At 42.1% G+C, this 24,862-nt stretch carries 24 protein-coding genes and 1 tRNA gene; 12 read left to right on the forward strand and 13 right to left on the reverse strand.

The window, feature by feature from the left end; all coding sequences use genetic code 11:
• Positions 1 to 79 precede the first annotated feature (79 nt).
• Positions 80 to 601, forward strand: coding sequence for a FumA C-terminus/TtdB family hydratase beta subunit (locus VFC49_RS06070; RefSeq protein ID WP_324734787.1), 522 nt, complete (start codon positions 80 to 82; stop codon positions 599 to 601).
• Between the two features lie 82 nt (positions 602 to 683).
• On the opposite strand, the gene VFC49_RS06075 is transcribed toward VFC49_RS06070, so the two are convergent.
• Positions 684 to 1,526: a universal stress protein gene (locus tag VFC49_RS06075; RefSeq protein ID WP_324734788.1), complete on the reverse strand. Its 843-nt coding sequence runs from the start codon at positions 1,524 to 1,526 to the stop codon at positions 684 to 686.
• A gap of 86 nt (positions 1,527 to 1,612) precedes the next feature.
• Between VFC49_RS06075 and VFC49_RS06080 the strand changes: the two genes are divergently transcribed.
• From VFC49_RS06080 to VFC49_RS06090, 3 genes are read left to right on the forward strand one after another with little or no spacing between them, the layout of a single operon-like run.
• On the forward strand, positions 1,613 to 2,308 hold the full coding sequence (locus VFC49_RS06080; RefSeq protein WP_324734789.1) for an ABC transporter ATP-binding protein: 696 nt from the start codon (positions 1,613 to 1,615) through the stop codon (positions 2,306 to 2,308).
• Positions 2,305 to 4,143: a hypothetical protein gene (locus VFC49_RS06085; protein WP_324734790.1), complete on the forward strand. Its 1,839-nt coding sequence runs from the start codon at positions 2,305 to 2,307 to the stop codon at positions 4,141 to 4,143. The genes VFC49_RS06080 and VFC49_RS06085 overlap by 4 nt, the downstream gene beginning before the upstream one ends.
• Positions 4,133 to 5,356, forward strand: coding sequence for an ABC transporter permease (locus VFC49_RS06090; RefSeq protein WP_324734791.1), 1,224 nt, complete (start codon positions 4,133 to 4,135; stop codon positions 5,354 to 5,356). Before VFC49_RS06085 ends, VFC49_RS06090 begins: the two co-directional genes overlap by 11 nt.
• A gap of 8 nt (positions 5,357 to 5,364) precedes the next feature.
• On the opposite strand, the gene VFC49_RS06095 is transcribed toward VFC49_RS06090, so the two are convergent.
• Complete coding sequence (locus tag VFC49_RS06095; protein WP_324734792.1) at positions 5,365 to 6,723, reverse strand: ATP-binding protein; 1,359 nt, start codon at positions 6,721 to 6,723, stop codon at positions 5,365 to 5,367.
• Positions 6,724 to 6,810: 87 nt separating this feature from the next.
• On the opposite strand from VFC49_RS06095, the gene gcvT reads away from it, so the two are divergent.
• The gene (gcvT, locus tag VFC49_RS06100; RefSeq protein WP_324736660.1) at positions 6,811 to 8,007 is read left to right on the forward strand and encodes a glycine cleavage system aminomethyltransferase GcvT; all 1,197 of its coding nucleotides are present in this window, start codon (positions 6,811 to 6,813) and stop codon (positions 8,005 to 8,007) included.
• A 157-nt stretch (positions 8,008 to 8,164) separates the two neighbouring features.
• Here gcvT and taw3 read toward each other — a convergent pair whose 3' ends face one another.
• Positions 8,165 to 8,803 (reverse strand): tRNA(Phe) 7-((3-amino-3-carboxypropyl)-4-demethylwyosine(37)-N(4))-methyltransferase Taw3, encoded by a 639-nt coding sequence (gene taw3, locus VFC49_RS06105; RefSeq protein ID WP_324734793.1) that lies wholly within the window; start codon positions 8,801 to 8,803, stop codon positions 8,165 to 8,167.
• Between the two features lie 142 nt (positions 8,804 to 8,945).
• Here taw3 and VFC49_RS06110 point away from each other — a divergent pair.
• Together VFC49_RS06110 and VFC49_RS06115 are read left to right on the forward strand one after the other, a co-directional pair.
• Positions 8,946 to 9,022: transfer RNA gene (locus VFC49_RS06110), tRNA-His, on the forward strand.
• Between the two features lie 246 nt (positions 9,023 to 9,268).
• Positions 9,269 to 10,015 (forward strand): hypothetical protein, encoded by a 747-nt coding sequence (locus tag VFC49_RS06115; RefSeq protein WP_324734794.1) that lies wholly within the window; start codon positions 9,269 to 9,271, stop codon positions 10,013 to 10,015.
• A 122-nt stretch (positions 10,016 to 10,137) separates the two neighbouring features.
• Here the strand turns inward: VFC49_RS06115 and VFC49_RS06120 are convergent, their stop codons facing one another.
• The 8 genes from VFC49_RS06120 to VFC49_RS06155 form a co-directional block, all read right to left on the reverse strand.
• On the reverse strand, positions 10,138 to 10,347 hold the full coding sequence (locus tag VFC49_RS06120) for a hypothetical protein (RefSeq protein WP_324734795.1): 210 nt from the start codon (positions 10,345 to 10,347) through the stop codon (positions 10,138 to 10,140).
• Between the two features lie 210 nt (positions 10,348 to 10,557).
• Positions 10,558 to 11,676: an acetamidase/formamidase family protein gene (locus tag VFC49_RS06125; RefSeq protein ID WP_324734796.1), complete on the reverse strand. Its 1,119-nt coding sequence runs from the start codon at positions 11,674 to 11,676 to the stop codon at positions 10,558 to 10,560.
• Between the two features lie 19 nt (positions 11,677 to 11,695).
• On the reverse strand, positions 11,696 to 11,860 hold the full coding sequence (locus VFC49_RS06130; RefSeq protein WP_324734797.1) for a hypothetical protein: 165 nt from the start codon (positions 11,858 to 11,860) through the stop codon (positions 11,696 to 11,698).
• 108 nt (positions 11,861 to 11,968) lie between these two features.
• Positions 11,969 to 12,793: a carbohydrate ABC transporter permease gene (locus tag VFC49_RS06135; protein ID WP_324734798.1), complete on the reverse strand. Its 825-nt coding sequence runs from the start codon at positions 12,791 to 12,793 to the stop codon at positions 11,969 to 11,971.
• Entirely contained in the window at positions 12,790 to 13,668 is an 879-nt protein-coding gene (locus VFC49_RS06140) for a sugar ABC transporter permease (protein ID WP_324734799.1), read from the reverse strand. Before VFC49_RS06140 ends, VFC49_RS06135 begins: the two co-directional genes overlap by 4 nt.
• A gap of 14 nt (positions 13,669 to 13,682) precedes the next feature.
• Positions 13,683 to 15,002, reverse strand: coding sequence for an ABC transporter substrate-binding protein (locus VFC49_RS06145; RefSeq protein ID WP_324734800.1), 1,320 nt, complete (start codon positions 15,000 to 15,002; stop codon positions 13,683 to 13,685).
• Between the two features lie 208 nt (positions 15,003 to 15,210).
• On the reverse strand, positions 15,211 to 15,903 hold the full coding sequence (locus VFC49_RS06150; protein ID WP_324734801.1) for a phosphatidate cytidylyltransferase: 693 nt from the start codon (positions 15,901 to 15,903) through the stop codon (positions 15,211 to 15,213).
• A gap of 67 nt (positions 15,904 to 15,970) precedes the next feature.
• Complete coding sequence (locus VFC49_RS06155; protein ID WP_324734802.1) at positions 15,971 to 17,305, reverse strand: NADP-dependent malic enzyme; 1,335 nt, start codon at positions 17,303 to 17,305, stop codon at positions 15,971 to 15,973.
• Positions 17,306 to 17,492: 187 nt separating this feature from the next.
• Here VFC49_RS06155 and VFC49_RS06160 point away from each other — a divergent pair, with 187 nt between their 5' ends.
• Both VFC49_RS06160 and VFC49_RS06165 read left to right on the forward strand, forming a co-directional pair.
• Complete coding sequence (locus tag VFC49_RS06160; protein ID WP_324734803.1) at positions 17,493 to 17,741, forward strand: hypothetical protein; 249 nt, start codon at positions 17,493 to 17,495, stop codon at positions 17,739 to 17,741.
• A 1-nt stretch (position 17,742) separates the two neighbouring features.
• Entirely contained in the window at positions 17,743 to 19,098 is a 1,356-nt protein-coding gene (locus VFC49_RS06165) for a tripartite tricarboxylate transporter permease (RefSeq protein ID WP_324734804.1), read from the forward strand.
• Here the strand turns inward: VFC49_RS06165 and VFC49_RS06170 are convergent, their stop codons facing one another.
• Positions 19,099 to 20,193 (reverse strand): Ldh family oxidoreductase, encoded by a 1,095-nt coding sequence (locus VFC49_RS06170; RefSeq protein WP_324734805.1) that lies wholly within the window; start codon positions 20,191 to 20,193, stop codon positions 19,099 to 19,101.
• 85 nt (positions 20,194 to 20,278) lie between these two features.
• On the opposite strand from VFC49_RS06170, the gene VFC49_RS06175 reads away from it, so the two are divergent.
• From VFC49_RS06175 to VFC49_RS06185, 3 genes are all read left to right on the forward strand, one after another.
• Positions 20,279 to 21,901 carry an iron ABC transporter permease gene (locus VFC49_RS06175; protein WP_324734806.1) on the forward strand — a complete coding sequence of 541 codons (1,623 nt, stop codon included), beginning with the start codon at positions 20,279 to 20,281 and terminating at the stop codon, positions 21,899 to 21,901.
• Complete coding sequence (locus VFC49_RS06180) at positions 21,895 to 22,896, forward strand: ABC transporter ATP-binding protein (protein ID WP_324734807.1); 1,002 nt, start codon at positions 21,895 to 21,897, stop codon at positions 22,894 to 22,896. Before VFC49_RS06175 ends, VFC49_RS06180 begins: the two co-directional genes overlap by 7 nt.
• Before the next feature lie 137 nt (positions 22,897 to 23,033).
• Complete coding sequence (locus VFC49_RS06185) at positions 23,034 to 24,398, forward strand: NCS2 family permease (RefSeq protein ID WP_324734808.1); 1,365 nt, start codon at positions 23,034 to 23,036, stop codon at positions 24,396 to 24,398.
• Here the strand turns inward: VFC49_RS06185 and VFC49_RS06190 are convergent.
• Entirely contained in the window at positions 24,366 to 24,830 is a 465-nt protein-coding gene (locus tag VFC49_RS06190; protein WP_324734809.1) for a metal-dependent transcriptional regulator, read from the reverse strand. The two genes, VFC49_RS06185 and VFC49_RS06190, sit on opposite strands and share 33 nt — an antisense overlap.
• Positions 24,831 to 24,862 lie beyond the last annotated feature (32 nt).

The following is a 24,862-nucleotide window of genomic DNA, read 5'->3' on the forward strand; positions in this document are numbered from 1 at the left end:
CTTACAGGCTGGGTTTGAGAAAATTAATCAAACCCAAAAAAGCTTTAAAGAAAGAGATAAACCCCATCATGGTGATGTTATGGAGCTAAAAGCGCCTTTGAGCAAGAAAGATGTCCTAAAACTTAAAACTGGCGACATTGTTCATCTTTCTGGAGTCATATACACGGCAAGGGATTTAGCCCACAGAAAGATTGTTGAGCTTGCAAGAAGGGGAAAGCTACCCTTCGATTTAGAGGGTGCTGTCATATACCACTGCGGACCCATTGTCCGAAAAAACGAAAGATTTGAAATAATATCAGCAGGCCCAACAACAAGTGCAAGGATGAATCGTTATCTCGATGAAGTTTTATCTTTAGGAGTTAAGGGGATTATCGGAAAGGGAGGAATGAATCCTGAACCCTTTAAAAGACACAAAGCTGTTTATTTCGCATTCACCGGCGGAGCAGGATCTTTAGCGGCTAAGAGCATTAAAAGAGTAAGAGATGTTTTCTGGCTCGATGAACTTGGCACTCCCGAGGCAGTTTGGGTGTTGGAGGTTGAAAAATTCCCGCTTTTGGTTGCTATTGATGCATATGGAAATTCGATTTACAAAAAGAGTTAAAAGCTGAAGGAAGTTACTCACTACAGCCGATGATGGCAACAGGGTAGCTGCCGATTGATGACGAAGCCGTTCCAGTCTGAGGCTATTCACACGGCACCAAAAGCACAGGCAGCTTTGAATCCCTTATGACCCTTTCTGCCGTGCTTCCGAGGAGTAAATCTTTAATAACACTCCGCCCCTTCTTGCCCATTACAATAAGCGTTGCACCTTTTGCTATTGAGAGACCTATTATCCCCTGAGAGGCAACACCAGCCAGCACCTCCTTTTCAACTGGAAACTTCACGATCTTTGCATACCTCTCAAGGTTCTGCTTAGCCTTTGCTATATTTTCTTCAAGCTCCTCAGCTTTGCCGTAGTCAACGACGTGAAGAAGGATCCCTTCCTTAGCGAGCTCTTCAAACCTCTTAACAGCCTCCATTATCCGTATTGAACACGGTGAAAAGTCTAAAGCTACCAGTGGTTTGTCAAAAATTCTTTCACAGTCATGTAGGCATTTTATCTTCTCTTCCTCTTCATCCCATTCATACCTAATCAACAGAACGGGTTTCTTGGTTGCTCTTACAAGGTTTGAAGCTGTGCTTCCCAAAAACATCTGGCGCAGAATGTTTTCTCCTTTTGAGGGGCTTATAATAAGGTCAACGTTCTTTTCTTTGGCAATTTCAGCTATTTCCAACGAAGGAATTCCAAGCTTTACAATTGGTTCAACATCTATTCCCCTTTCTCTAAGCTCATCCGCCAAGTTGTCTATCTGTTCCTCATCAATCTTCATGAGCTCAAGGGCTTCAATATCGGTTGCAGTGATATCAACTATGTGTACAAGGTAGAGCTTTTTAGCCCCAAGCTCAAAGAACTTCGGGACACAGTTCCTTAACGCATGCAAAGACACTTCAGAAAAATCCGTTGGAAAAAGTATCTTCTCAAACATCAGCTTCACCAATAATATTTTATGCGGTTGAAGTATTTAGGTATTGCCGAAGGGAATATAAACATCCACACATACTATACTTTGCAATGGAGCGAAGGATTGTCTTAGAGACCGTTGATCTTGTCAAGAATTATTACATCGGCAGAAAGATAGTGGTTCCAGCTCTCAGAGGGGTTAGTCTGAAGATTTATGAAGGAGAGTTTGTTGCAATAATAGGACCAAGCGGAAGCGGAAAAACTACGCTTCTCAATATGCTCGGTTTGTTAGACAGACCCACAAGCGGAAAAGTGTATATTGATGGAATTGATGTTAGCAATCTTAATGATAATCAGCTTTCTGAAATCAGATTGAGGAAAATTGGCTTTGTTTTTCAATATTACAACTTGGTTCCAATACTAACAGCGCTGGAAAACGTTGAGTTGCCGATGCTCTTAGCCGGTGTTCCAAGGAGGAAGAGGATAAAAAGAGCCAAGGAGCTCCTCAAATCCGTTGGGCTGGAAAAGTTCATGCATCACAAACCAAATGAAATGAGCGGAGGGCAGCAGCAGAGGGTTGCCATAGCAAGGGCTTTAGCCAACGATCCAAGCATAGTCTTGGCAGATGAACCGACCGGAAATCTTGACACCCAGACATCGAAAGAGATAATAGCTTTAATGAAGAGGATAAATCTTGAGAGAGGAACTACCTTTGTGATAGTGACTCACGATGTCGAGGTTGCAAAAGAGGCTGAGAGAATTCTTCAAATAAGAGATGGGAAGATTAACGAGGTGAAAAAGTTATGAAAAAGCTTGCCATAGTGTTAATTCTCATGCTGATAATCCCAAGCACAATAAAAGCCCAGCCTCAAAAAGAAGAGTATCTGCTGACATTTTCCGGCTATTTAGGAATTGGAGATGTCCTGACTTTTGGAAACTACACCTTAACGGTTGAGGATATACTCACAAGCCCAAGAACTGGAATAGCCAATACTGTGCTCTTCAAACTCAGGGACAACATAGCGTTCAACGAGAGCGAGTTCTCCCTCCAAGAAGGTCAGGAATACCAGTACAAAGACGTGAAGATCAAGCTTGTTGTTATAACCCTTGAAGACAATCCTCGGGCACTAATCAGAATTTATTCAAAAGCTGTTGATGTGTTCTATGGAGATGCCTATGAGAGGTCAATCTTTAGATACGGGCCCATAAAATTCATAATTCTTGAGATAAAAAACGGTACATTTTTGGCGAGATATGAGAAGAAAGGAGAAGTTGACTATCGTTATTTTGGAACTGGTTATTATCACTGGAATGAGCTTTCCATCTACGTGGAGAACATCACAAACAAGACAGTAAGACTGAAGATTAAAGCACCAAAATATGCCCAATATGCGATTATCAGGGGAGCGGAAATAACTATTGAGAAAGTTGATTTCGGAGAGGTTGAAATAGGCTCGCCCTTCAAGCTGACTATAACACTGAGAAACGTAGGAAACAAAAACGCGCGATTCATAAGCGTCTATCTATATTCCAAAGAGCAGATTCAAGAAGAGCAAACCCAAACTCTTCTTCCAACAATTACGATTCCACAATTTGAATCTTCTTTGCCTTTCGCTGCATACAGGGAGAGCCCAATTAAGTACCTTGAGGTTTTGGCTCCAGGGGAAGAGAAGACAGTTGCATTCACACTGATATCTTCAAAAAACCTCAAAGAAAATGTTTATCCGCTCTACATTAGGATCGAATATCAGGACGAAGATGGTGCAAAGAAAAGCAAGGAAGTTCAGGTTGGAATTCCCGTCGAAGACAGGATAAGACCAAAAGTAATTATCGATGAATTTAAGATAATTCCTTCCATCGTTCAGCCTGATTCAAACTTTACGGTTAGAATAAAGCTCAGGAACATTGGAAATTCAGTTGCCAAACATGTTAGGGTCAGGGTCACAGGAGAAAAACCTGAGGAAGAAAAACAAACCGCATATCCATACTTCCCCTCAGGAGGAGAAGCAGTGCAGCAGGAAGTTGACATATTCCCAATACGCAAACAGAGTCTTCTCTACTTCTCTGAAGTCAATACAACAGCTGAAGGAGAGCTGTACTTTAAGATAAAGCAAGTTCAAAGAGGAATTTACCCACTCTATGTCACAATTACCTACGAAGACGAAAACGGTGTTGTTTACAAGGAGGAAACTATGTTTGGAGTTGAGGTGAGTGCTTATCCTCTCCTTGACCTATATATAGGGAACATCTGGGAGAGCGGAGGAAAATACAATTTTGAAGTGTATGTTGTTAACGAAGGCAAGGATGTCGCAAGGGGGGTAACCCTCGATGTGACTTCAAAGCAGCTTGAGCTGTTTCCAATCGGGCAGAGATACGTGGGAAGAATTGCCGGATTGGATTATGACAGTGTAAACTTCCAGATTCTAAATAAGACAATTCCAAAGGGAGAATACGTTATCCATGCCAAAGTGTACTATAAAGATGAAAAAGGTCAGGAAAAAACTTTTGAGAAAGATTTGGTCATCAGAATTCCCGAAACTCTGAGCTATTCAGAGAGAAAGCCTTATGAGTACTACATCAGTGGAGGAATTCTTCTGCTGTTTATAATAATTCTCCTGTGGAGGAGAAAAAGTGTGGAGTGAGCTAATTAAAATTGCCATTAGGAATTTAACAAGGAGGAAGCTCAGGACACTTTTCACAATGCTGGGGATTATAATAGCCGTTGGCTCAGTTACCGCTTTAGTTTCCATAACCCAAGGTTCCCGGATGGCAATAGAGCAAGAGCTTGAAAGCACAAGCAATGTTCTCATGATAATGCCCGGAGTTAGCGTTTCCATAATCAGGGCAGCAACGAGCACGATGAGTGAAGACATAGTAAGGAAGATAGAGAAAATTGATCATGTTGAAGCTGTAAATCCAGCTCTGATAAAGTTTACAACCATCAAATACGATGACTGGATCCTCGAGCTGACAATAATGGGTGTTGATCCAAAAAAGGCCCAGAAGTTCTTCTCATTGAGGGGGCTCCACTTGGAAAGAGGGGTATTCTTGAGGAAGAACGACAGATATAAGGCTATTCTCGGCTATCTGTTAGCTCATGGGAAGTTCGCAACTTTTGAGGGCAAACCCCTAAACTGGGATATCACACCAGGGCAGAGGATAATAATCTACGATGACCAGGGAAATCCCTACGAATTCAAGGTTGTTGGCAATTTGGAGGAAAGCGGACAATCCTTCTTGGCGGGTTTCTTAGATATGATGGTAGTAGTTCCGTTAGATACTCTTCAAGAGATGTTCCACGAGGAAGGGAAGATAAGCATAGTGGATGTATGGGTTGATGATGTTGCATTCATTGACGAGGTTAAGAAGGAAATCGAGAAAGAGATTCCGGGGGTTACTGTCATCACAGCAAGACAGAGCGTTCAGATGGTGCTTATTATTCAAAAAATGATGCACAACCTTTTAATTGGAATTGGCAGCATTGCTCTCTTTGTAGGAGCCCTCGGAGTTATGAACACTCTTTTAACTTCAGTGATGGAGAGGACAAGGGAAATTGGAACCTACAGGGCGATTGGGGCAAAGAAGAGCTTTATTTTAAAGATGATCTTCATTGAGGGTATAATATTGACAAGCATCGGAGGAATTTTGGGCTTTTTCTTTGGAATAGGAGCTGCAAAGATGGTGGTGTTCATATTCAGACAGAGAGGTCAGCTGTTACCTGATCCTGTGGTGGATATGAACGTTGTTGCGATAGCATTCGTAATAACGCTATTAATTGGAATAATCTCAAGCTTATATCCGGCAAAGAAGGCATCTGACTTAAGCCCGGTTGAGGCCTTGAGATATGTTGAATAAGCCCGGCATTATTTTATTTTCTCAAAATCTCGCAAATCGAGTGCTAAAATATTTTCTCCCAATTTATCTTTTTTATTTAATCTTTTGGCAACTATGCCAAAGTAGTTTTCATAATCTTTCAGACCTACAAGTTCAGCTTTCTTTCTTAAATCATTTAAAATACGCTTTGTTTCCCTCAGCGTCAAGTCTTTCCACTTAACCTCAACAAACAATACCTTCTTCTCATGTTCATTCAAAGCTATTAAATCAACTTCTTCTCCTCTATGCCACCATCTTCCAATCTTTGTAAAGTTGAAAGGTAGTAGATTCTTTTTGCTGAGCTCAATTAAAAGCTCTTGAGCCAATCTCTCAAAAGGTTTCCCCAAAAACTGATTGAAGTTTGCTCTGAAGTCTTCCAACGCTGCATTAATAAAGCCACTCTCAATTTCTTCATAGTACGGGTTAACAAACCGTGACCAGAACAAGAAATAGTTGTCAGCTATTTCATAGATTCCTCTTTTTCCGAAAAGAGGAACTATTCGCTTAACAATCCCCAACTCACTCAAAACTCTCAGATATGGTACCACTTGGTTTTCTTTAAGATAACAGAAATTCGCTATCTGCGTGACCTTTGTGTTTCCTTTTGCTATTGCTTCTAAGATAGCAAGATAAATAGATAACTCTCTAAGCTCTTCACTAAGCAGAGCTCTTGCCTCTCTAAATAGAAATGAGGATGAGTTAAAGAAGTTGTCAACGATTTCCTTTTCAATATTTTTGCCACTAAAGAATTCCAGATACTTGGGAACCCCATTAGTTACCCCATAAATTTTGAAAAGATCCTCAATCTTTGAACCTTCAAACCACTCAAAAAGATGTTTAAATTTTAAAGGTGTCACTTTAATATTCGCATCTGTACGACCATAAATAGGACCCGAATACCTAAAGAACTCCTTTTCCATAAGAGACACATAGGAGCCAGAAACTACAATAAGTGCATTTAAATCTTTGTTTTCTTCAATAGCTCGTGATATTTCACTTAAAATTCCTTCTTCTCTGCGGATTAAATAGGAAAGCTCATCGAGTATCAGAAGAAGCCTTTCTCTTTTGAGGGTCTTTAGTAGACTAAACAAAGATGGGAAATCTCTAATTTTAATGTTAACACCTAAAAGTTCTGAAATTTTCCTTGAGAGTAAATCAAAGTTGTATTCTCTCGGTTTATCCTCAAATATTACAAAAATTCTTTCCTTGTCTTTTGAAAACTCCTCCAAAAGTCTTGTCTTCCCAACTCTTCTTCTACCATAAACTAAAACAAACACCAAGCCTTCCTTTTTCCAAAGGTTTTCAAGCAAGTTCAACTCTTCTTTTCTATTTACAAATTTTCTAATCATAATTATATAATCATGATTATAGTTTTTAAAAATTTCGGCACAATGAAAAGGGTTATATTATCATCGAAGCAATTCAATTTGGGTGGTATCATGAAGAGGGTTCACCTTTTTGACTGGCATAAAGCAAATGCTAAGAAGGTTGAGGAGTTTGCTGGCTGGGAGATGCCAATCTGGTATTCAAGCATAAAAGAAGAACATTTGGCTGTTAGAAATGGCGTTGGGATTTTTGACGTCTCACACATGGGAGAAATCATCTTTAAGGGTAAAGATGCCTTAAAGTTTCTCCAGTACGTTACAACAAACGATATCTCAAAACCCCCAGCTATAAGCGGAACTTATACACTCGTTCTGAATGAAAGAGGAGCTGTTAAGGACGAAACTTTGGTCTTTAATATGGGCAACGATACATATATGATGGTCTGTGACAGCGATGCCTTTGAAAAGCTCTATGCGTGGTTTATGAGCATTAAGAGGGCAATTGAGCAGTACACCGAACTGGATTTGGAAATAGAGAACAAAACCTACGACATGGCAATGTTCTCAATTCAAGGGCCCAAAGCAAAGGACATAGCCATGGAGCTCTTTGGAATTGACATAAACCAGCTCTGGTGGTTCCAAGCTAAAGAGGTTGAACTTGATGGGATAAGGATGATTCTCTCAAGGAGCGGCTACACAAGTGAGAACGGATTCGAAGTTTACTTTGAGGATGCAAATCCGTATCATCCCGATCCAGAGAAGAGAGGAAAGCCGGAGAAGGCTCTCTACGTTTGGGAGAAGATTCTTGAAGTTGGAGCTAAATACGGCATAAAGCCAGCTGGGCTCGGAGCGAGAGATACACTCAGATTGGAAGCTGGATATACACTCTATGGAAACGAGACGAAGGAACTGCAGCTTTTGAGCACTGACATTGATGAAGTTACCCCACTTCAGGCAAACTTGGAGTTTGCGATCTTCTGGGACAAGGAGTTCATAGGAAAAGAGGCTTTACTCAAGCAGAAAGAGAGAGGACTGCCAAGCAAAATGGTGCACTTCAAGATGGTTGACAGAGGGATTCCAAGAGCCGGCTATAAGGTTTACAAAGACGGAAAGGAGATTGGAGAAGTTACAAGCGGTACAATGTCACCGCTCTTGGGCATAGGAATTGGAATTGCATTCGTCAAACCAGAATATGCCGTTCCTGGAGTTGAGATTGAGATAGAGATAAGAGGACAGAAGAAGAAAGCGGTAACTGTTTCACCTCCGTTCTATGACCCTAAGAAGTACGGAGCGTTTAGAGAGGAGTGAGGACGGAGGGGAAAGAATTCCCTTCCTTCTCTCTGACTTTCTCCCCTTCTTTTTATTACAGGGGAAACTACGTTTCCCACACCCTTCCTTTTCTCTTAACCTACTGGGAGGACTACCCCCCTCACCCCCGGTTCATACTTGATCTTATATAACCCCATTATAGCTCCGATTCTACCATATTTCTCAAAAACTTCTCTTTAACCTCATAAAACAGCTCATCTTCTCCAAGTTCATCTTTCAGCTTTTCAAAGTTTTCTTTAAGCCTCGGAAGGCGGGATTTTGCCCTGATGAGCATTGAATTGCCTAACTCAACAGCAAACTTGAGATACTCATCATCAACCAGAACTCTACCGTCTTTCCCCAAAGGTGCCGTCAGATACTCGGTTCCGTTTATCTCTACAAGAATTCTCTCTTTCACAGCTTTGAATGTTGTATACTTGAAGCCAGAGGCTAAACCAAGCTCATGGAGCTTTTTACCTATCTCAAGGCTCTCCGCAACTATGTGGAATATCGGTGGTTGGGATTTTAGAAAGATGAAGCCCTTTTGGGCTTTCTTTAGACTCTCTTTTGCCTCTTCAAATGTTATTGGTCTGTGCTCCTTTATGAGCCACCTGCTTAGTGGTTTGGCCCCTAAATCAGGCTCCTCTATAATTCCAATTCTACCGGAGCATGAGCTCGTGGTGTAAACGCCTTTGATTGAATTGATAAGCATGAGTAAATCAACAATATCTTCATCAACTTTTTTCTCTCTTATCGCTGTGAACAGGCTTTGGAGTGCTTCTCTCTTGGCTTTCATCCCAATTTCACCCCTCATAACTCAACTGAGTTAAAACTCCATAAATTCCCGGTTAAATTAGATTAAATGCCCTGAGATTTGTTCTTTGATGTATTTTGGCGAAAACTTTATAAAGATATCCCAAAAAGCTAAGTTGGAAGTGGCCGGGGTGGTGTAGCCTGGTTAGCACAGGGGACTGTGGATCCCCTAGCCCGGGTTCAAATCCCGGCCCCGGCCCCATAACGATTTTTACCTGAAGTATAGTTGCCTTTTCTCTCAAGAGAATTTATTCAAGATTAACGATGATGTAACGTATCGTTTGCTTTTAGCAAATCCTTGCACTATGGAGAGAACATGATAAATCATTAAATCCCTTTTCAGAGTCTTGTTATTTTTTAGAAGCCTTACAATTGTTGCAAGTTTTTGAAAAAATCAGATAAATAAATTTTTATGTGATAAATTACAATAGTAACAATAGGTGACTTAATGATGAAAAAGGTAATTAAGACAGGATTGCCCGAGATAGATGCCGTCTTGGGAGGAGGGTTAATTAACAGAGGAAATCTGCTGATTTCCTATGACAGGAGATCCTTGGGATGGGTGCTTGCATTAAAGATATTCAAGAATTTGTTAAATCAGATTGGGGTTGGAGTGATATTCAATACAACATTACCACTCTCTAAGCTTAAATTAAGAGCAGGGTACCTTGGCATTGATTTTGATGAGGAAGGAAGTAAAGGGAATCTCTACATAATTGACATACTCGGATCAAAATATGACATCCCACAAAATGAATCATATGTTTATCAGATAAAAGACTGGAGCGACGAAACGGCTCTTCCAAAGTTAATACGGCTTTATCAGGAACTTGCAACCAAAATTCCGAAAGATAAAATAATCATAGGGCTCGTAGCAACATTAGAAGGTCTCTATCACGAATTTGGAGAGCGTTTCATGAACAATACAATTAAGGCATCATTGGCAAGTTTCGAAAAAGGGGAATTAAAGAAACTGAATATGGTGACGATTTCACTCCTGAACAGGGAGGCAGTTCCACACCACATCACCGCATGGCTGTACAGTCTAAGCGATCAGATTATAGAGTTTACATCACAGATGACACCTGAAGGTCTTAAAGAGACCGTAGTAATACCAAAGTCCCTACTTCCAGGTTTCAGGACAAAATGTTATACAATGAAAATCTCAGAAAAAGAAGAAGTTACTCTCTTTTGAAATTCTTTTTTCATTTGCAGACTACGAGAATTTTGAGTAAAAGACTTTCCAAAATATTTCAAATGCCTAAGTCTTGTTTTTATTATTCTTTATCCAATCACTTACAAACTTCATCAACAATATTAATGCCTCACAACCCTAACCAAACTGTAAACTCCTGCCTCTTCTTTGATAAGTCCCCTCTGCTTGGCAATCTCCAGCAAAGGCTTTAAATCAAGGAGAGGAATCCCATACCTGCTGCAGTTGTTCACAAGGACTGGCCAAGAGGCGCTGCCCCCAAAATCCCTAATCATCTTTAGCAAAGCTCTCAACTCAGAAGCTTCCCTATCCATAACCTCACCTCCTCCGTAACTCTGATTTGAAGAAAAGACAAAACAAATTAGTCAAAACTCATATTTATAACTTATCATAGAGCAAGAAGTATTTAGAACTTCACTTATAGCAGAGCAGGTTTTTGTTTCTATATTTATTTAGCACTATAGTTGCCAACTTATTTCACAGAGAACATTGACTCATTTCAAGCTAAAAAGAAAAAGTTCCAGTCAGAATGGCAAGCCATAATGCTTAACAACGAGTTCATCAATGCCAAGTTTCTCTAACAGCCGAAGCGGAACTTGCATAGAAACTTGAACTATCCCTGGTAATCTTCCGATTTCAACTGCCCCGCTTATGGTAACCCTGTTCCTAACTTCTTCAACGCTCATACCAAAGAGCTTTGCAGCCCTCTTAAAGCCATCCATCGCAGCATCATTTATGTTCGGGCCCGATCCAATTATCTGCACCGGAGCAACTGGTTCAACTTCAATGCCGAACCTCTTTGCGAGCTTTTGAACATTGTCCCATTCATCCTTCTTCCACGGTTTAGCTAATGGAGGCAGATCTTCTTCTGGTGGGAGGAGTATTGGGCCGTCAAGGTTGATGTTCTTCACAACTGATACCTCTACAACACTCTCTGCAGTTACGTCGGTTGTATGTCCAGCAACTTCTCCATCCCCCTGCATTGCATGAGCATCTCCAGCGTAAACTCCTCCTCCATTCACTTTCACTGGGGCTATTACAATGGCACCTTCTCTAACCGCATCAACATCCAGGTGTCCATCAGTCAATTTTGTCTCATAGTCTTCTTTTGTAATTGCGTATGGATGGGGTGCATCTATTAGGAAATACCCAAAGTCACCAGCATTATGAGAATCCGGAATATCCACTGCAGGCACTGTTCCCAATTGGCCTAAAAATGGGCGAATTCTTGAAGGCACTCCAACAATGTCTGCTTTTGCAAAGATGAGAATTGGGACTTGTTTTGAATTTTTAGGCAGAGCATGCCATTCCCAAGCATTTTTAGCTATCTCCTCGGCAGTCTTTTTGTCAACAGTGACTCCGATTCCTAATCCATGGTCGAAGACCATTGTATAGCCGTTCACCATTTTGAATGGCGATGCAGGAGAGCCGCAGTGCTTACATCTTACGGCATCTTCCCCAATTCCCTCAACTTCAAATTCTGGCCAAGGCTCGTTACAAGAGGGGCACTTCTTTGCAACGTATGGATCTCCTACAAAGCTCCCCTCCCTTGTCGTGTCAACACCAGAAGAGGCTGCCTTTGACAAAACCTTTATGCTTTTTATTTTTATGACAATGCCGTCCCCAACCTTTGCACCTTCCACTGCAACTGGGATGTTAACTTCATGCCCCCCCTCTAATGGTCGGCGTTATCATTGGGCCCCAGCATCCTGGGGCAGTAAGGAAGACTATTTTTCCTCCATCAGCCACTGGGCCAAGCATTTTGGAATGTGGCCCAATAATGCCGTTTGTTTGTAGGTCATTAAAAACCTCATCTTCAACGACCATCAAAACACCTCCATCATTGACTCTGATTTAAGAAAAGACCAAAATAAAGATCAGCAAAGGATGTATTTATAGATTGCTACGCCCCATTAAAAATCAAAGCTAAACTGCTCATCCCTTAACCGCACCGCTCGTATATCCTCTTATGAGGTATTTGCCCAGAGCTATCATGATAATCAGTGTTGGAAGAGCAACCATTAGAGCTCCAGCCATCTGAACGTTCCAGTTTGCAACGAAGCTCCCCTTAAGGTTTGCAAGCATAACAGTTGCGGGCATCGCCTCTTCCCCTCTTGTGAGGACCACACCAAAGAGATAGTCGTTCCAAATGCTTGTGAACTGATAGATAGCTGTGACGACGAATGCCGGCATCGAGAGAGGTAGAATGATCTTCGTGTAGATCCCAGCGGCACTTGCCCCATCAACCTTTGCCGCTTCAACCAGCTCGTCTGGAATTTCATAGTAATAGTTCGTGAAGAGCAGGGTAGTTATCGGAATTCCATACGCGGTGTGCGTTAAAACAAGGCCCGGAATTGTATTGTACAGTCCAAGACGTGAAATCAATCTAACGAGAGGAATAAGGATCGACTGGTATGGCAGGAATACCCCAAACGTTATCAGAATCAGCAATTTCTTTGAAACACTGCCCCTAAGAAGCTTTGCCAACGTAAAACCAGCCAAAGAGCCAAGTGCAGTTGAAAATATGGTTGCAAGGGTTGTGAATACTAAGCTGTTTATAATTGGCCTCTTAAGGCTCTCAAAAGCGATTTTATATGCCCCAAAATATGGGGGAAGAACCAGCTGTATTGGAGTTGTCAAAGCTACCTGCTCTCCTGTCTTTGTTGAGGTTGTTACAGCACTCCAGATTGGGAGAAGGTATCCAAAAGCCAAGAAGATCAGAACTGCATACATGAGAATCCTCAGCGGCTTTACCTTCATTCTTCCTCACCCCTGTAACTCCAGTACAGATAGGGCAACACAACGGCAAGTGCCATTAAGAGGAGAATTGTTGCTATTGCAGCACCATATGCAAAGTTTGTCTTTGCAAAGGTTTCCTTATACATCTGAACAGCCAAGATAAACGTTGAGGTTCCAGGACCTCCGCGGGTGAGCACCCAGATGAAGTCGAACGCTTTTAACGAGAACACCATGAGAACCACGAATGCACTGAGCGTTGGCTTAACCAGCTGGGGAATTACAACATACCTGTAAAGCTGCCATGTACTTGCCCCGTCTATTACAGCAGCCTCATAGTGATCAACTGGAATTGACCGTATCCCTGCCAAATAGATTATCATCGTATAGCCTGAGAACTGCCATATCAAGGCTATTATTATGCAGTACATTGCAATTTTAGGATCAGTTATCCACCTGCTCTTCAAAAATTCTAAGTGCAGCTTTCCAAAAAGAGTATTTAACACACCGCTTGAGGGGTCATACATCCATGCCCACAGAGTTGCGGTAACTACAAATGACAGGGCAAATGGAAGGGCATAAATCGTCCTGAATCCGCTTTCAAATCTAATCCTTCTGTCAAGCATGATCGCAAGGAGAAGGCCCATTAAAATCGAGCCTGGCACAAAGAGAAGCAGGAGAAGGATGTTATTTTTCAAGGAAGTCCAGAAAACGGGATCATGAAAGAGCTGCCTATATTGAAGCAAGCCCACAAATCTATAAGATGGCAACAAACCTCTCCAATCCGTAAATGAGATGTAGATGTTCCACAAAACCGCAACATACACAAAAACTCCCACAAGAATCAAAGCCGGAGACAAAAATAAAAGGATGTAGGGGAGATCAGGGGATTTCCTCATTAAGTCCCCTCCATTCAGCTGAGCTTCCACTCTTTTATCTTGTTTGGAATCAGGTCTTTCTTCATGGCATTTATGATCTCTGTCATTGCCTTGTTCACATCTTTGCTTGTTGCGAGTTCAGAAATTATGTCGTTGAGATCAGCTGCAAATGCTTCTGGAACTGCACTTCCGTGAGCAATGCTCGGGATCATCTTTGTGTCCGGTGACCTAAGCTCCTTCATGAAAGCTTTTTGTATTGGGTCATACGGATCAGCGGGAGCGTCCATTCTTGGTGGTATCGATCCTTTTATTGGGTTGAACGTGTTCTGAGCTTCAACTGTTCCTATAAAGCTGAGCCACTTCTTAGCAGCGTCTGGATGGGCAGCCTTAGCTGGAAGAACGAATGTATCTATAACAAGGTCATAAACTCCAGCTGGTATTGGAATTGCACCATAGTCAACGTTTGGCTTCCAGCCTTTTGCTTTGAAGTAACCATTTGCCCAATCACCCATTAGAGTCATGGCAGCCTCCCCTTTGTAAACCATTGCACATGCTTCATCCCATGTTTTTGCTGCATGATCCGGATTTGAATATTCAATGTATTTTACAAAGTACTCAAGAACCTTCTTGAGAGTTGGATCGTTGTCGCTTATCTCGCCGTTTATGAATTTCTGGTAGTAGTCAATTCCTCCCACTGCAACAAGCATGACTTCAAAGACCTGAGTCGCTGGCCACTTGTTTCTGTCACCGAGGGCAAATGGTGTGACACCGTTCTTTTTGAGCTTCTCAGCAACGGCAAAGAGATCATCGATAGTTTTTATGCTTGCAGGGTCGATTCCATATTTCTCAAATATCTTTTTGTTGTACCAGATTACATTGGCCCTGTGAACGTTGATAGGAACAGCATAATAGTGGTTGTTGAAGATCACCATCTGCTCAATGACATCTGGATAGTTCTTCTTCATGTCATCTGTCCAAATGTCATCAATTGGAGAAAGCTGGTTGGCTTTAATGTATCTCGCCATTTCGTAACCTGCGTGAACCTGGAATGTGTCGGGGGGCTTTCCAGCAAGCATTAAAGACTGGAGGATCATCTTCATGTTAACTCCAGCCCCACCGCTCACAGGATTTGCTTTTATTTCGATGTTTGGATATTTTTCTTGGAACTTTTTAGCAAGAGCATCAAAAGCTTCCTTTTCACCACCGGCAGTCCACCAGTGGTAAATTTCAAGAACTTCTTTTTGTGCCTGAGTTGCAGTGGGAGTTGTCTCCTTTTGAGAGATACACCCAGAAACTACTGCGGTTGCTAAAATTCCGATTATCAAATATACAAATAGCTGCCTTCTTTTGGACATAGAGAACCCTCCATAGAGGGATTTCATGAGATTTTACGAAACTCAGCTTTAAATATTTATCGGTGATAGATTAGAGAGCTTTTGGTGTAAAAACCTGGGCTTTTGTGTTTTTGATTTTATTTCAATATGTGTCACTTAGGTTCCTTATTATATGTGAACTAATATCTGGAAGTTTACAAATTGTACGGTTTCTATTTAGTCAAAGCACTCACCACACCACACTCAGCAACTCACCACCATAGAACAGCCACAACAGAATTGCGGTGCTCATTGGAACTGTGAACTCATCCCAAGCGGAGTAAATGGGTAAACTCTCCATGAATGTAGCAACTGAGGCAACAAATGTCAACAGTCCGAGCCCATAGGAAGCCCCAACCACTTTGTGGGCACCTATCAATGCAAAGATTGACACAACAAACATCGTTAAGCTGCCGATTACTGTTTTATTCTTGTTCCATGGGATTCTAATCCCACCAACTGCCTGCCCAACAACGGCGTTGAAGCAGTCGCCAAACGTGGAGACCCAAAGAGCCGCCAAAGCTATAAGCTTCGGGAAAACTGTGCATATCATTCCCATAGTCACCCAAAAGAGAAAGCTCCCCATGTAGTGATTCCCCTCGAGCTCATCCTCTCTCGCCATCTGCCTGTAGCTAATCTCAGCAATTGGAACCGTAATTTTCCAGCCCTTTCTCAGCTTGAGATGCTGCAGGGTGTAGATGAATGCCAAGAACCATACAACGAAAAGGGTGATATACTTTGGTGTGAAAAGTATTATTGGCGCTCCTAAAATGCCAGGGGAAATATGCCAAAGCTTTCTAACCAGTTCACGTCTGCCAATTCTGTTTTCAATTTTACTGAAAACCTTTGATTTAAATTTCAGCGGCATAAATCTCGCTTCCATATAAATATTTAGGAAAAAGACAATATTTAAAGTTTTCTACAAATGTTCATGAAACTTTCGACAATTGTTAATCTTTCCATTTCTTTCTATCTTCATTTACTGGAGCAATGACATTCTCATAAAACTCCCTAAGCTTTCTCGTATGCTCCTCAACCCATTCTCCGCTAACCTTCCTCCTTGCAACCCCCTCTTTCATAGCCTGCTCTGCCACAGCCCTCGCTTCTCTCGGATAGACTTCTGGGTTTAAAGGAGATGGAATTATGTATTCCTCGCTGAGCTCCTCATCGCTTACAACACTTGCTATTGTCTTTGCCGCCTCAATTATCATCGTGTCAGTTATTGTCTTTGCCCTAACATCCAAAGCTCCTCTAAAAATTCCTGGAAAGCCGAGGACGTTGTTAATCTGGTTGGGATAGTCACTCCTCCCAGTTGCAACTATTTTAGCCCCAGCTTTTTTAGCTTCATCAGGAAGAATTTCAGGAACCGGATTAGCCAATGGGAACACAATGGCATCATCGTTCATTTTTGCAATCCACTCGGGCTTTATGACCCCCGGACCAGGCTTTGTGAAGGAAATTAGAACATCAGCTCCATTTACAGCCTCCTCTGGACCACCTGTGATTCCTTCAGCATTCGTTTTGCTCAAAAGCCAGCCCCTGTAAGGGAACAATTTTTCCAAATCCATGTCGCTTGTTAAAACAGTTGGCTTACCATCAACGAGCTCAACTACTCTAACATCTCCTGGCTTTACTCCAGCTTTTGTCAGAATCCTCAAAGTTGCAAAACCTGCAGCGCCGGCACCAAATAAAGCTATTGTAATTTCACCAATCTTCTTTCCAACAATCCTTAGGGCATTCAAAAGTCCAGCTAAGACAACAGCCGCTGTTCCCTGCTGGTCGTCGTGAAAGACTGGAATGTCAAGCTCTTCCCTAAGCCGTTCAAGAATGTAAAAGCACTTTGGTGAAGCTATATCCTCAAGGTTTATGCCCCCAAAAGTCGGTGCTATTGCTTTGACAATTTCGATGAACTTGTCTGGATCCTGCTCGTCAATCATTATTGGAAACGCATCAACGCCGCCAAAGTGTTTGAAAAGCAGAGCTTTCCCTTCCATGACAGGCAAGCCTGCCAAAGCTCCAATGTTTCCCAAACCCAAAATCCTGCTCCCATCACTCACAACTGCTACAAGGTTGCCTTTGCTTGTGTATTCATAAACATCATCTGGATTTTTAGCTATCTCTTTGCAGGGCTCAGCAACTCCAGGTGTATAGGCTAAGCTCAAATCATGCTTATCTTTGAGAGAAACCTTTGGAATAACCTCAATTTTGCCATTTCCAGGAAAATTATTTTTGTGAAAAGCCAAAGCTTCTTTTTTAAGTTTTTCTCTTTGCTCATAATCAGCCATGTTAATCCCTCCAACATGTAACAATGCATTTCTAATCCTTTAATCTTTCCCACTCATTTCTTTGGTTTCACAACTTTGCAAAACTGGCTTTACAAAATGTGTTGTTTTATCGGCAATTGCCTATGCATTCAGTTCCAATCAACGTAAAAATTAAATACAAAATAACCCATCTTTTTAAGGTGATGCCATGGCAGAGGGTCAGCTCTACGAAATCTTCGGGGAAGTCATCTCTTCAAAGCATTTCCTAAAGGCATTCATAATAACTGTAACGGCAACTTTCCTGATGTACTTTGCTGCTCCGACCATAGTAAAAGCACTTGGCAAGGAAGACCTCTTGAAGGCTTTGAGAGTAACTTTAAGTGCTTTGGGAGCTTTTGTAGGCTTTATAATCTCCAGCGCAATAATTGAGCCAAAAAGAATAGTGGAGGAGGAGTAAAATGGATATTGGCATCTTACTGCTCCAGGCCACATTCTTAACAGTTCTCTCAGTTCTCATGTACATCATAATTGGAATGATCCCCGGAACTGACGAAACTGCTACCATAGCGCCAATAACTTTGGCCCTTCTTGCGGCGGGTTTTGATCCGTTATTGGTTTTAGCCTGGTTCATGGGAACGATAGTTGCATTTAAAGCTGCAGATGCCGTTCCTACAGCCTTAGCGGCAATACCAGGTGGAGTTATGGCGGTCCCTCAGGTTCCAGATGCATTAGTTGCAAGGAAATACGGTTATTCTGAGATAATCTTGAGAAAAGGTATAACAGCAAGCGTGATTGGAACAGTTGTTGCTATAGCAATTGCCTTGCCTCTCTCATTCTACTTAACACCGTTGGGAGATCTGCTCAAAACACAGATGGGACCCCTAAACTGGCCAGGATGGGTTTACATAATAGTTGCTGGAATAATTGTGCTTGCCGTAATGTCAAAAGCAAAAATCTTGGCATTACTTGCAATATTTCCATTTGCAATGCTTGTTCAAGGAATTAGAGCAGTTTATGGAAAACCAGTCTTCATAAGCATTTTCTTGGCAATCACAATTGGTCCAATACTCTATGAGCTCCTCACACTGATTTCTCCACACAATCACCACTTAAAGCGCGATAGCTATGCAAGAATAAAGCTTGTAAAAACCGGCAAAATAACCCTAAACCCACTCCATCATTTGGACAAGCTTGAAGTTACATTATCCTCAATTTTTGCTGGAATAAGCAGCATCCTCTCAGCCTTCATGAGTCCGGTTGGATTAACAATCCTCTTTGGAGACCTCATAAAAGAGGCAGAAAAAGACGAGCTTAAAGGGTCTTTAAGGGCATATGCAGTTAGAGATGCAATAAAGAACGCCACTTACATAGGAGGAACACTCATTCCGCTGATAGCAATTGGAGTTCCAACTGGACCAATGTCCGCTGGTCCAGCGGCGCCGTTCTTTGCAAAGCTCGATGCCTTCAATGGACTGAGTCCAAGGGACGTGCTCCTGCAGAGGTATTCAACCCCCACAATAATGCTGGTAATAGCATACGTCACACTATTGGCAGCACTGCTAACTTATGTAATCTTGGTAAAGTATTCGAAGCCACTAACCCGCTTTGTATTCAAAAAGATACCAGCTGAGGCTTTATACAGCACATTTTTAGCAATAGTCTTAGTTCTGTCATACATGGAGGCTGGAATTGCTGGAATCTTTGGTTCAATACTTGTGGGGTTAATTTCAGCAACCTTTGCAAGGAACGGTGTTTCAATAGGTGTTTTATTCATGGTTCTGGTTGCGGCTCCATATTTGGTAGCTTTGCTCTGATTAACCTTTTACCTTTAATTTTTCCACTCCCACCATTTCAGCTATTTGATCGAGCTCTTCCAAAACTTTCTTGTAAATTGGAATGCCAATCTTTAATCTTGTTTGCATCGTAAGAAAACCCTTCTCACCATGAATCCAAATCCTATCAAAATCCTTATGCCTCCTTGAACTCTTCAACTCTTCAATCATCCTGCTCATCTTCTCCTTAAACTCCTCAAGCGGAACAAAAGCTTCAATGTTAATCGCCATGAAAAAGTGATCAACCTCACTGTGCTTTTCACTCGTATTCTTCACATGCTTACTCCAAGTTCCACCACTCAGAATTCCGGCCAAAATGTCAACCATTACGCTAAGCCCATAACCCTTATGCCCACCAAAAAGCTCTCCAAAGCCCCCCAAAGGCAGCAAAGCACCACCATTGAAAACCTTCTCAACATCTGTGGTTATATTGCCTTCACTGTCAACCGCCCAGCCTTCTGGAATCGGCTTTCCCTTTCTGCGATAAACCTCAAGCTTCCCAATTGGAACAACACTCGTAGCCATATCAAGCAAAAACGGCTTATCCTTGGTTGGAGCAGCCAAAGCAATTGGATTCGTTCCCAAGAACCTCTCCACCCCACCAGTTGGTGCAACCAACGGACGAGAATTCGTCATGCTGATACCAATCATCCCCTTCTCAGCAGCCATCAAAGCATAATACCCGGCTATGCCGTAATGGTTGCTGTTTCTCACCGCCACAACTCCAATGCCGCTTTCTTTAGCCTTCTTGATTGCTAACTTCATTGCCTTGTAACCAACAACCTGCCCCAACCCTTCGTCTCCATCAATCAACGCATAAGAAACTCCTTCCCTGACAATTCTAATGTCCGGCTTCAAATTTATTCCTCCGCTGAGAATTCCATCAACGTATCTTTTCAGCCTCTGAACGCCGTGACTTTCAATCCCCCTCAAATCAGCCATGATCAAATTATCAGCGACTATTTCCGCACCTTCTTTAGATACTCCAAGCTTCATGAGAACCTTCACGACAAACGAAAAAAGCTCATCCCTGGAAACCCTAACATAATTTTCATCGATATAACCCTTCTCAAACATAACATCACCGAAAAATTTTAGGCTTTGTGAGTTAAACGCTTTGTGCTAATCAAAGTTTATAAAAGAACAAAACTAAGTTTTGAGCATGAAAACAAAGCTCATCCTGATACTCCCCATAACATTCCTAATCCTCTTTTTCTATCTTCCCCTCATCAGCATAATCCATGAAGGACTCTGGGACAATGGATTTACGCTCAAGTACCTCAAAACTGTTCTCTCAAACAGCTATCACCGAGGAATAATCCTTTTTACCATTAAGCAGGCTTTAGCCTCAACTTTGCTCACCTTAGCTTTAGGTCTGCCTGGAGCTTACATCTTTGCAAAATATGACTTTCCAGGAAAGAGCTTTGTGAAGGCAATTCTCACTGTCCCATTCGTGATGCCGAGCATAATGGTCGCCCTTGGTTTCATCCTACTCTTTGGAAAGCAGGGCTTCTTTACACAGCTCATTGGACGGGATTTGGGAATCCTCTACTCCTGGAAAGCCATTTTGATAGCTCACGCTTTTTACAACTTTCCCATTGTAGTTCGAATGGTCTCCTCCCTTTGGCAACGCATAAACCCCCACTATGAGGAAGTTGCAATGAGCCTTGGAGCCAAGGGATTCACGCTTTTTAGAAAAGTTACTTTGCCGATGCTTTTGCCCGGAATCTTTGCGTCATCAATGCTTACCTTCATCTTCTGCTTCCTTAGCTTTTCAATTCCGCTGATTTTAGGAGGCTACAAGTACGCCACAATTGAAGTCGATATCTTTACTTCAATCATGACCCTGCTGGATTTCAAAGTTGGCTCTGCTTTAGCTATAATCCAAATCGCCCTAAGCTTTGCATTCATGTACGTCTACATCAAAAGCCTTGACATGTATGCAAAAGCTGAGGAGCAGAGAATTTTTAGACAACCTCAAAAGCTGACGTTGGGAGAGCTGGCGAGCTTAAAAGGTTTATTAATTGGAATTTACTCCTTGATTGTCTTTATTTTCATAATCTCCCCCCTCTTGGCAGTCCTCTATGACTCCCTGATTTTCCAGGGAAAATTCAGCCTTGAATGGTATAGGAGGGTATTCAGTGCAAAATACAACCCAATCTTTGGAGCTAACACTTTAATTGCAATCAAAAACTCACTCCTTTTCGGATTTTCAGCTGTTCTGCTCTCAACAACAATCGCTTTAATCATAGCCTATGCCTTACATAGATGGCAGTTTAAAGGCAAAAACATCTTTGAAGCTTTGGTAATGCTCCCCCTTGGTTCCTCAGCAATAACCCTTGGTTTGGGCTACATAAGAACCTTCCACAAGCCGCCGCTTGAGCTTCTTGGCACTTGGTACATCATAGTCTTTGCACACACAATCATAGCTTATCCCTTCGTTTTAAGAGCAGTCTCAGCCGTATTGAGAAAAATAAAGCCAAACCTAAAAGAGGCTGCATTGAGCTTAGGAGCAAAAGAGTGGCAGGCTTTTCTTAAGGTTGAATTGCCTCTATCTCTGGGGGGAATAATCATTGGAGCCATCTTTGCCTTTGCAATAAGCATAGCGGAGCTTGGTGCCACTTACATGCTTTATCAACCTGAATACACGACAATAACCATAGCAGTCTATAGATTTTTGAGTGCAAGACAGTGGGGAAGTGCCTCAGCTTTATCCGTCATTTTGATGATTGTCTCAGCAGTGAGCTTTATGATAATTGAGAAGATTGGTGAGGAGATATGGTGAGCGTTGAGCTTAGAGGAATCCTCAAGATACTTGGGGATTTCAAGCTTGAAATAGAAAGCTTAAAAGCTAAGGATGGAGAATTCCTGACGCTTCTCGGCCCTTCAGGCTGTGGAAAGACAACGACCCTTAGAATAATAGCCGGTTTTGAAAAGCCAGATAAGGGGAAAGTCCTATTTAACGGCAGAATCATGAATGAAATCCCACCATATGAGCGGAACATTGGAATAGTTTTCCAGGACTATGCCCTCTTCCCGCACATGACTGTTTTTAAGAACATTGCTTTTGGTTTAGAGCTTAGAAAGCTCCCAAGAGAAGAAATAGAAAAAAAAGTTCGGCAAGCTTTAAAGCTGGTCGGCTTGGAAGGACTTGAAAACCGTTATTCAGAGCAGCTCAGCGGAGGACAGCAGCAGCGTGTAGCTTTGGCGAGAGCTTTGGTAATTGAGCCGGAAGTTCTGCTTTTGGATGAGCCATTGAGCAATCTTGATGCAAAGATTAGGGAGCGTTTAAGAGGGGAGATAAAGCGCATTCAAAAGGAGCTGGGCATAACAACGATCTACGTTACTCATGATCAGGAGGAGGCGATGGCAATAAGCGACAGAATCGCAGTGATGAACAATGGAAGAATTGAGCAAGTAGGAAATCCCCTGGAGCTCTATTACCACCCAAAAACAGAGTTCGTTGCTAAGTTTTTGGGACTGTCAAACATCCTTGAGCTTGAAGCTGAAAATGGAAAAGCTTGTCTTGGAAAGCTGTGCTTCAACGTTGGCAAAGAGGGGAAAGTTAGGATATTCTTCAGACCTGAGAATGTTTACATAACCGAGGGGGACTTCGCTGAGATACTGGGGTATGAGCTCCTTCCTGGAAGGATTAGGCTGAGGCTTTCCATTGAAGGGAAAGAGATAATAGCCGAGCGCTTTTTAGATGAGCTGCCATTTAGAGTTGAAAATATTCCAAAAAGGGTCGGTGTGCGAGTAAAATCGTTTGTTCTTCTTTAATTTTGCAAATTTTATAGTATTAAACTCTTGGTACATTATTCCCCCGCTTCATTGTTTAACATTTTTTGTTGAAAAACTTTAAATATTTTGCCGATTTTTAACAAATTGATGCAAATAAATAGCTCAAGGTGATTTAGATGGATGCCGTTAGGGATGTAGATATTGGAGTGAAGAGAAACAAGAACTGGTTTGAGGAGTACTTTGACTTCGCTTACCACAACACTGACTTGAGAACGGAGATTTTAGCCGGGATAACAACCTTCATGACAATGGCATACATCCTTTTCGTTAACCCAGCAATTTTAAGCGATGCCATTGGTAAAGATGCAATTCCTTCACTGGTCACAGCAACAGCCCTATCAGCTGGTCTGGCAACCATCTTCATGGGGCTGTATGCAAAGAAGCCATTTGCATTGGCTCCTGGAATGGGGCTCAATGCTTACTTCACCTATGGTGTTGTCCTCGGAATGGGCTACTCATGGCAAGTGGCTTTGGCTGCCGTTTTTGTAGAGGGGTTAATATTCATCGCACTGACCCTTACAAAAGTGAGAAGCGCTATTATACACGCAATTCCACTTTCACAGAAATACGCAATTGGTGCTGGAATTGGTCTGTTTCTGACAATCATCGGAATGCAGGAGGCTGGTTTTGTAGTTGACAGTCCCGCTACGTTGATAACTTTCGGTGCCCAGAACGTTGCAAAGCCAGAATTCTGGTTGGCCATATTCGGCCTGTTCTTTGCAGCAATCCTTATCTCAAGAGGCATTAAGGGAGCTTTGCTAATTTCAATCCTCACAACAACGGTAATCGGAATCGCTTTTGGAATCACACCAGCTCCCGATAGGCTCTTTGCAATGCCAACGCTAAGCCACACGTTCCTCCAGATGGACTTAAGGGGCCTCCTGAGTGTTGGAGCCATTGGGGTTGTCTTCGCATTCTTCATGGTGGATTTCTTCGACACGTTGGGCACGATTACCGGATTAAGCGCGAAAGCTGGCTTCCTGACAAAGGATGGAAAAGTCCCAGATGCTGAGAAGGTTTTGCTAACGGATGCAATAGGAACAACAGTTGGTGCCGTCTTGGGAACCTCAACAGTCACAACATACATTGAGAGCGCTGCAGGTATAGAAGAGGGCGGAAGAACAGGAATGACGGCATTAGTCACTGGAGCACTGTTCTTAGTTATTGGTCTTTTCATTTCACCAATTGCCGGAGTTATCCCAGCCTATGCAACCGCTCCTGCATTGATTATAGTTGGCTACTACATGCTGAGCGCCATCAGAGGAGTTAACTTCAGCGATCCAACAGAAGCTATTCCAGCATTCTTAGTTCTCGTTACAATCCCATTCACATACTCAATAGCTGATGGAATAGGCATGGGATTCATAAGCTATGCAGTTGTAAAAACATTAAGCGGGAGATACAAGGAAGTGCACCCACTGCTGTACATCTTAGCTGGCATATTCGTCTTATACTTCCTCTACCTTGGAGGCGTCCTTTGATTTCTTTTCTTCCTTCTCTATATGCTCCTTTATGAACTGCTTGATTACATAAGGACACTGCTCCTGAATGTACTTCGCAAATTCTCTGATTCTCTCTGCTGTAATCTCGTGGACATAGTGTTCAAATTGACAGGCATCTTCTTCAGCTATCTCTGGAGGAATGCCGAGGATGTTTATAAAGAACTCCGTCAACAGTAAGTGCTTAGAATAAGTCTTTTCTGCAATCTCTCTTCCTTTTTCAGTTAGCAAAATCCTATCATACTTCTCATACTCCACCAAGCCTTTCTCACTGAGCTTTTTAAGGGCATCGACAACGCTTGGAGGCCTTACCCTAAGCTTTTTGGCAATATCCTTGATCCTAATTATGCCTTTTCTCTTATATAAGAGGTACATCGCTTCAAGATATTCTTCTTCTCTTTTACTTATTTCCATTCAACCCACCTAAAGTTAGAGTCCCCTAAAGA

The organism is Thermococcus sp. SY098, assembly GCF_035621495.1.
GTDB lineage: Archaea > Methanobacteriota_B > Thermococci > Thermococcales > Thermococcaceae > Thermococcus_B.

Coding starts and splice junctions, on each gene's coding strand:
- VFC49_RS06170 (WP_324734805.1), bottom strand. CDS start 20,193: ATGTTTGAGAAGGGTTATATCGATGAAAATTATGTTAGGGTTTCCAGG.
- taw3 (WP_324734793.1), bottom strand. CDS start 8,803: ATGAAAGCCAAGAGAGAAGCACTCCAAAGCCTGTTCACAGCGATAAGA.
- VFC49_RS06075 (WP_324734788.1), bottom strand. CDS start 1,526: ATGTTTGAGAAGATACTTTTTCCAACGGATTTTTCTGAAGTGTCTTTG.
- VFC49_RS06185 (WP_324734808.1), top strand. CDS start 23,034: ATGGATGCCGTTAGGGATGTAGATATTGGAGTGAAGAGAAACAAGAAC.
- VFC49_RS06070 (WP_324734787.1), top strand. CDS start 80: ATGGAGCTAAAAGCGCCTTTGAGCAAGAAAGATGTCCTAAAACTTAAA.
- VFC49_RS06135 (WP_324734798.1), bottom strand. CDS start 12,793: ATGAAGGTAAAGCCGCTGAGGATTCTCATGTATGCAGTTCTGATCTTC.
- VFC49_RS06180 (WP_324734807.1), top strand. CDS start 21,895: ATGGTGAGCGTTGAGCTTAGAGGAATCCTCAAGATACTTGGGGATTTC.
- VFC49_RS06120 (WP_324734795.1), bottom strand. CDS start 10,347: ATGGATAGGGAAGCTTCTGAGTTGAGAGCTTTGCTAAAGATGATTAGG.
- VFC49_RS06160 (WP_324734803.1), top strand. CDS start 17,493: ATGGCAGAGGGTCAGCTCTACGAAATCTTCGGGGAAGTCATCTCTTCA.
- VFC49_RS06175 (WP_324734806.1), top strand. CDS start 20,279: ATGAAAACAAAGCTCATCCTGATACTCCCCATAACATTCCTAATCCTC.
- VFC49_RS06085 (WP_324734790.1), top strand. CDS start 2,305: ATGAAAAAGCTTGCCATAGTGTTAATTCTCATGCTGATAATCCCAAGC.
- VFC49_RS06095 (WP_324734792.1), bottom strand. CDS start 6,723: ATGATTAGAAAATTTGTAAATAGAAAAGAAGAGTTGAACTTGCTTGAA.
- VFC49_RS06130 (WP_324734797.1), bottom strand. CDS start 11,860: ATGGTCGTTGAAGATGAGGTTTTTAATGACCTACAAACAAACGGCATT.
- VFC49_RS06145 (WP_324734800.1), bottom strand. CDS start 15,002: ATGTCCAAAAGAAGGCAGCTATTTGTATATTTGATAATCGGAATTTTA.
- VFC49_RS06165 (WP_324734804.1), top strand. CDS start 17,743: ATGGATATTGGCATCTTACTGCTCCAGGCCACATTCTTAACAGTTCTC.
- VFC49_RS06150 (WP_324734801.1), bottom strand. CDS start 15,903: ATGGAAGCGAGATTTATGCCGCTGAAATTTAAATCAAAGGTTTTCAGT.
- VFC49_RS06115 (WP_324734794.1), top strand. CDS start 9,269: ATGATGAAAAAGGTAATTAAGACAGGATTGCCCGAGATAGATGCCGTC.
- VFC49_RS06155 (WP_324734802.1), bottom strand. CDS start 17,305: ATGGCTGATTATGAGCAAAGAGAAAAACTTAAAAAAGAAGCTTTGGCT.
- VFC49_RS06140 (WP_324734799.1), bottom strand. CDS start 13,668: ATGAGGAAATCCCCTGATCTCCCCTACATCCTTTTATTTTTGTCTCCG.
- VFC49_RS06080 (WP_324734789.1), top strand. CDS start 1,613: ATGGAGCGAAGGATTGTCTTAGAGACCGTTGATCTTGTCAAGAATTAT.
- VFC49_RS06190 (WP_324734809.1), bottom strand. CDS start 24,830: ATGGAAATAAGTAAAAGAGAAGAAGAATATCTTGAAGCGATGTACCTC.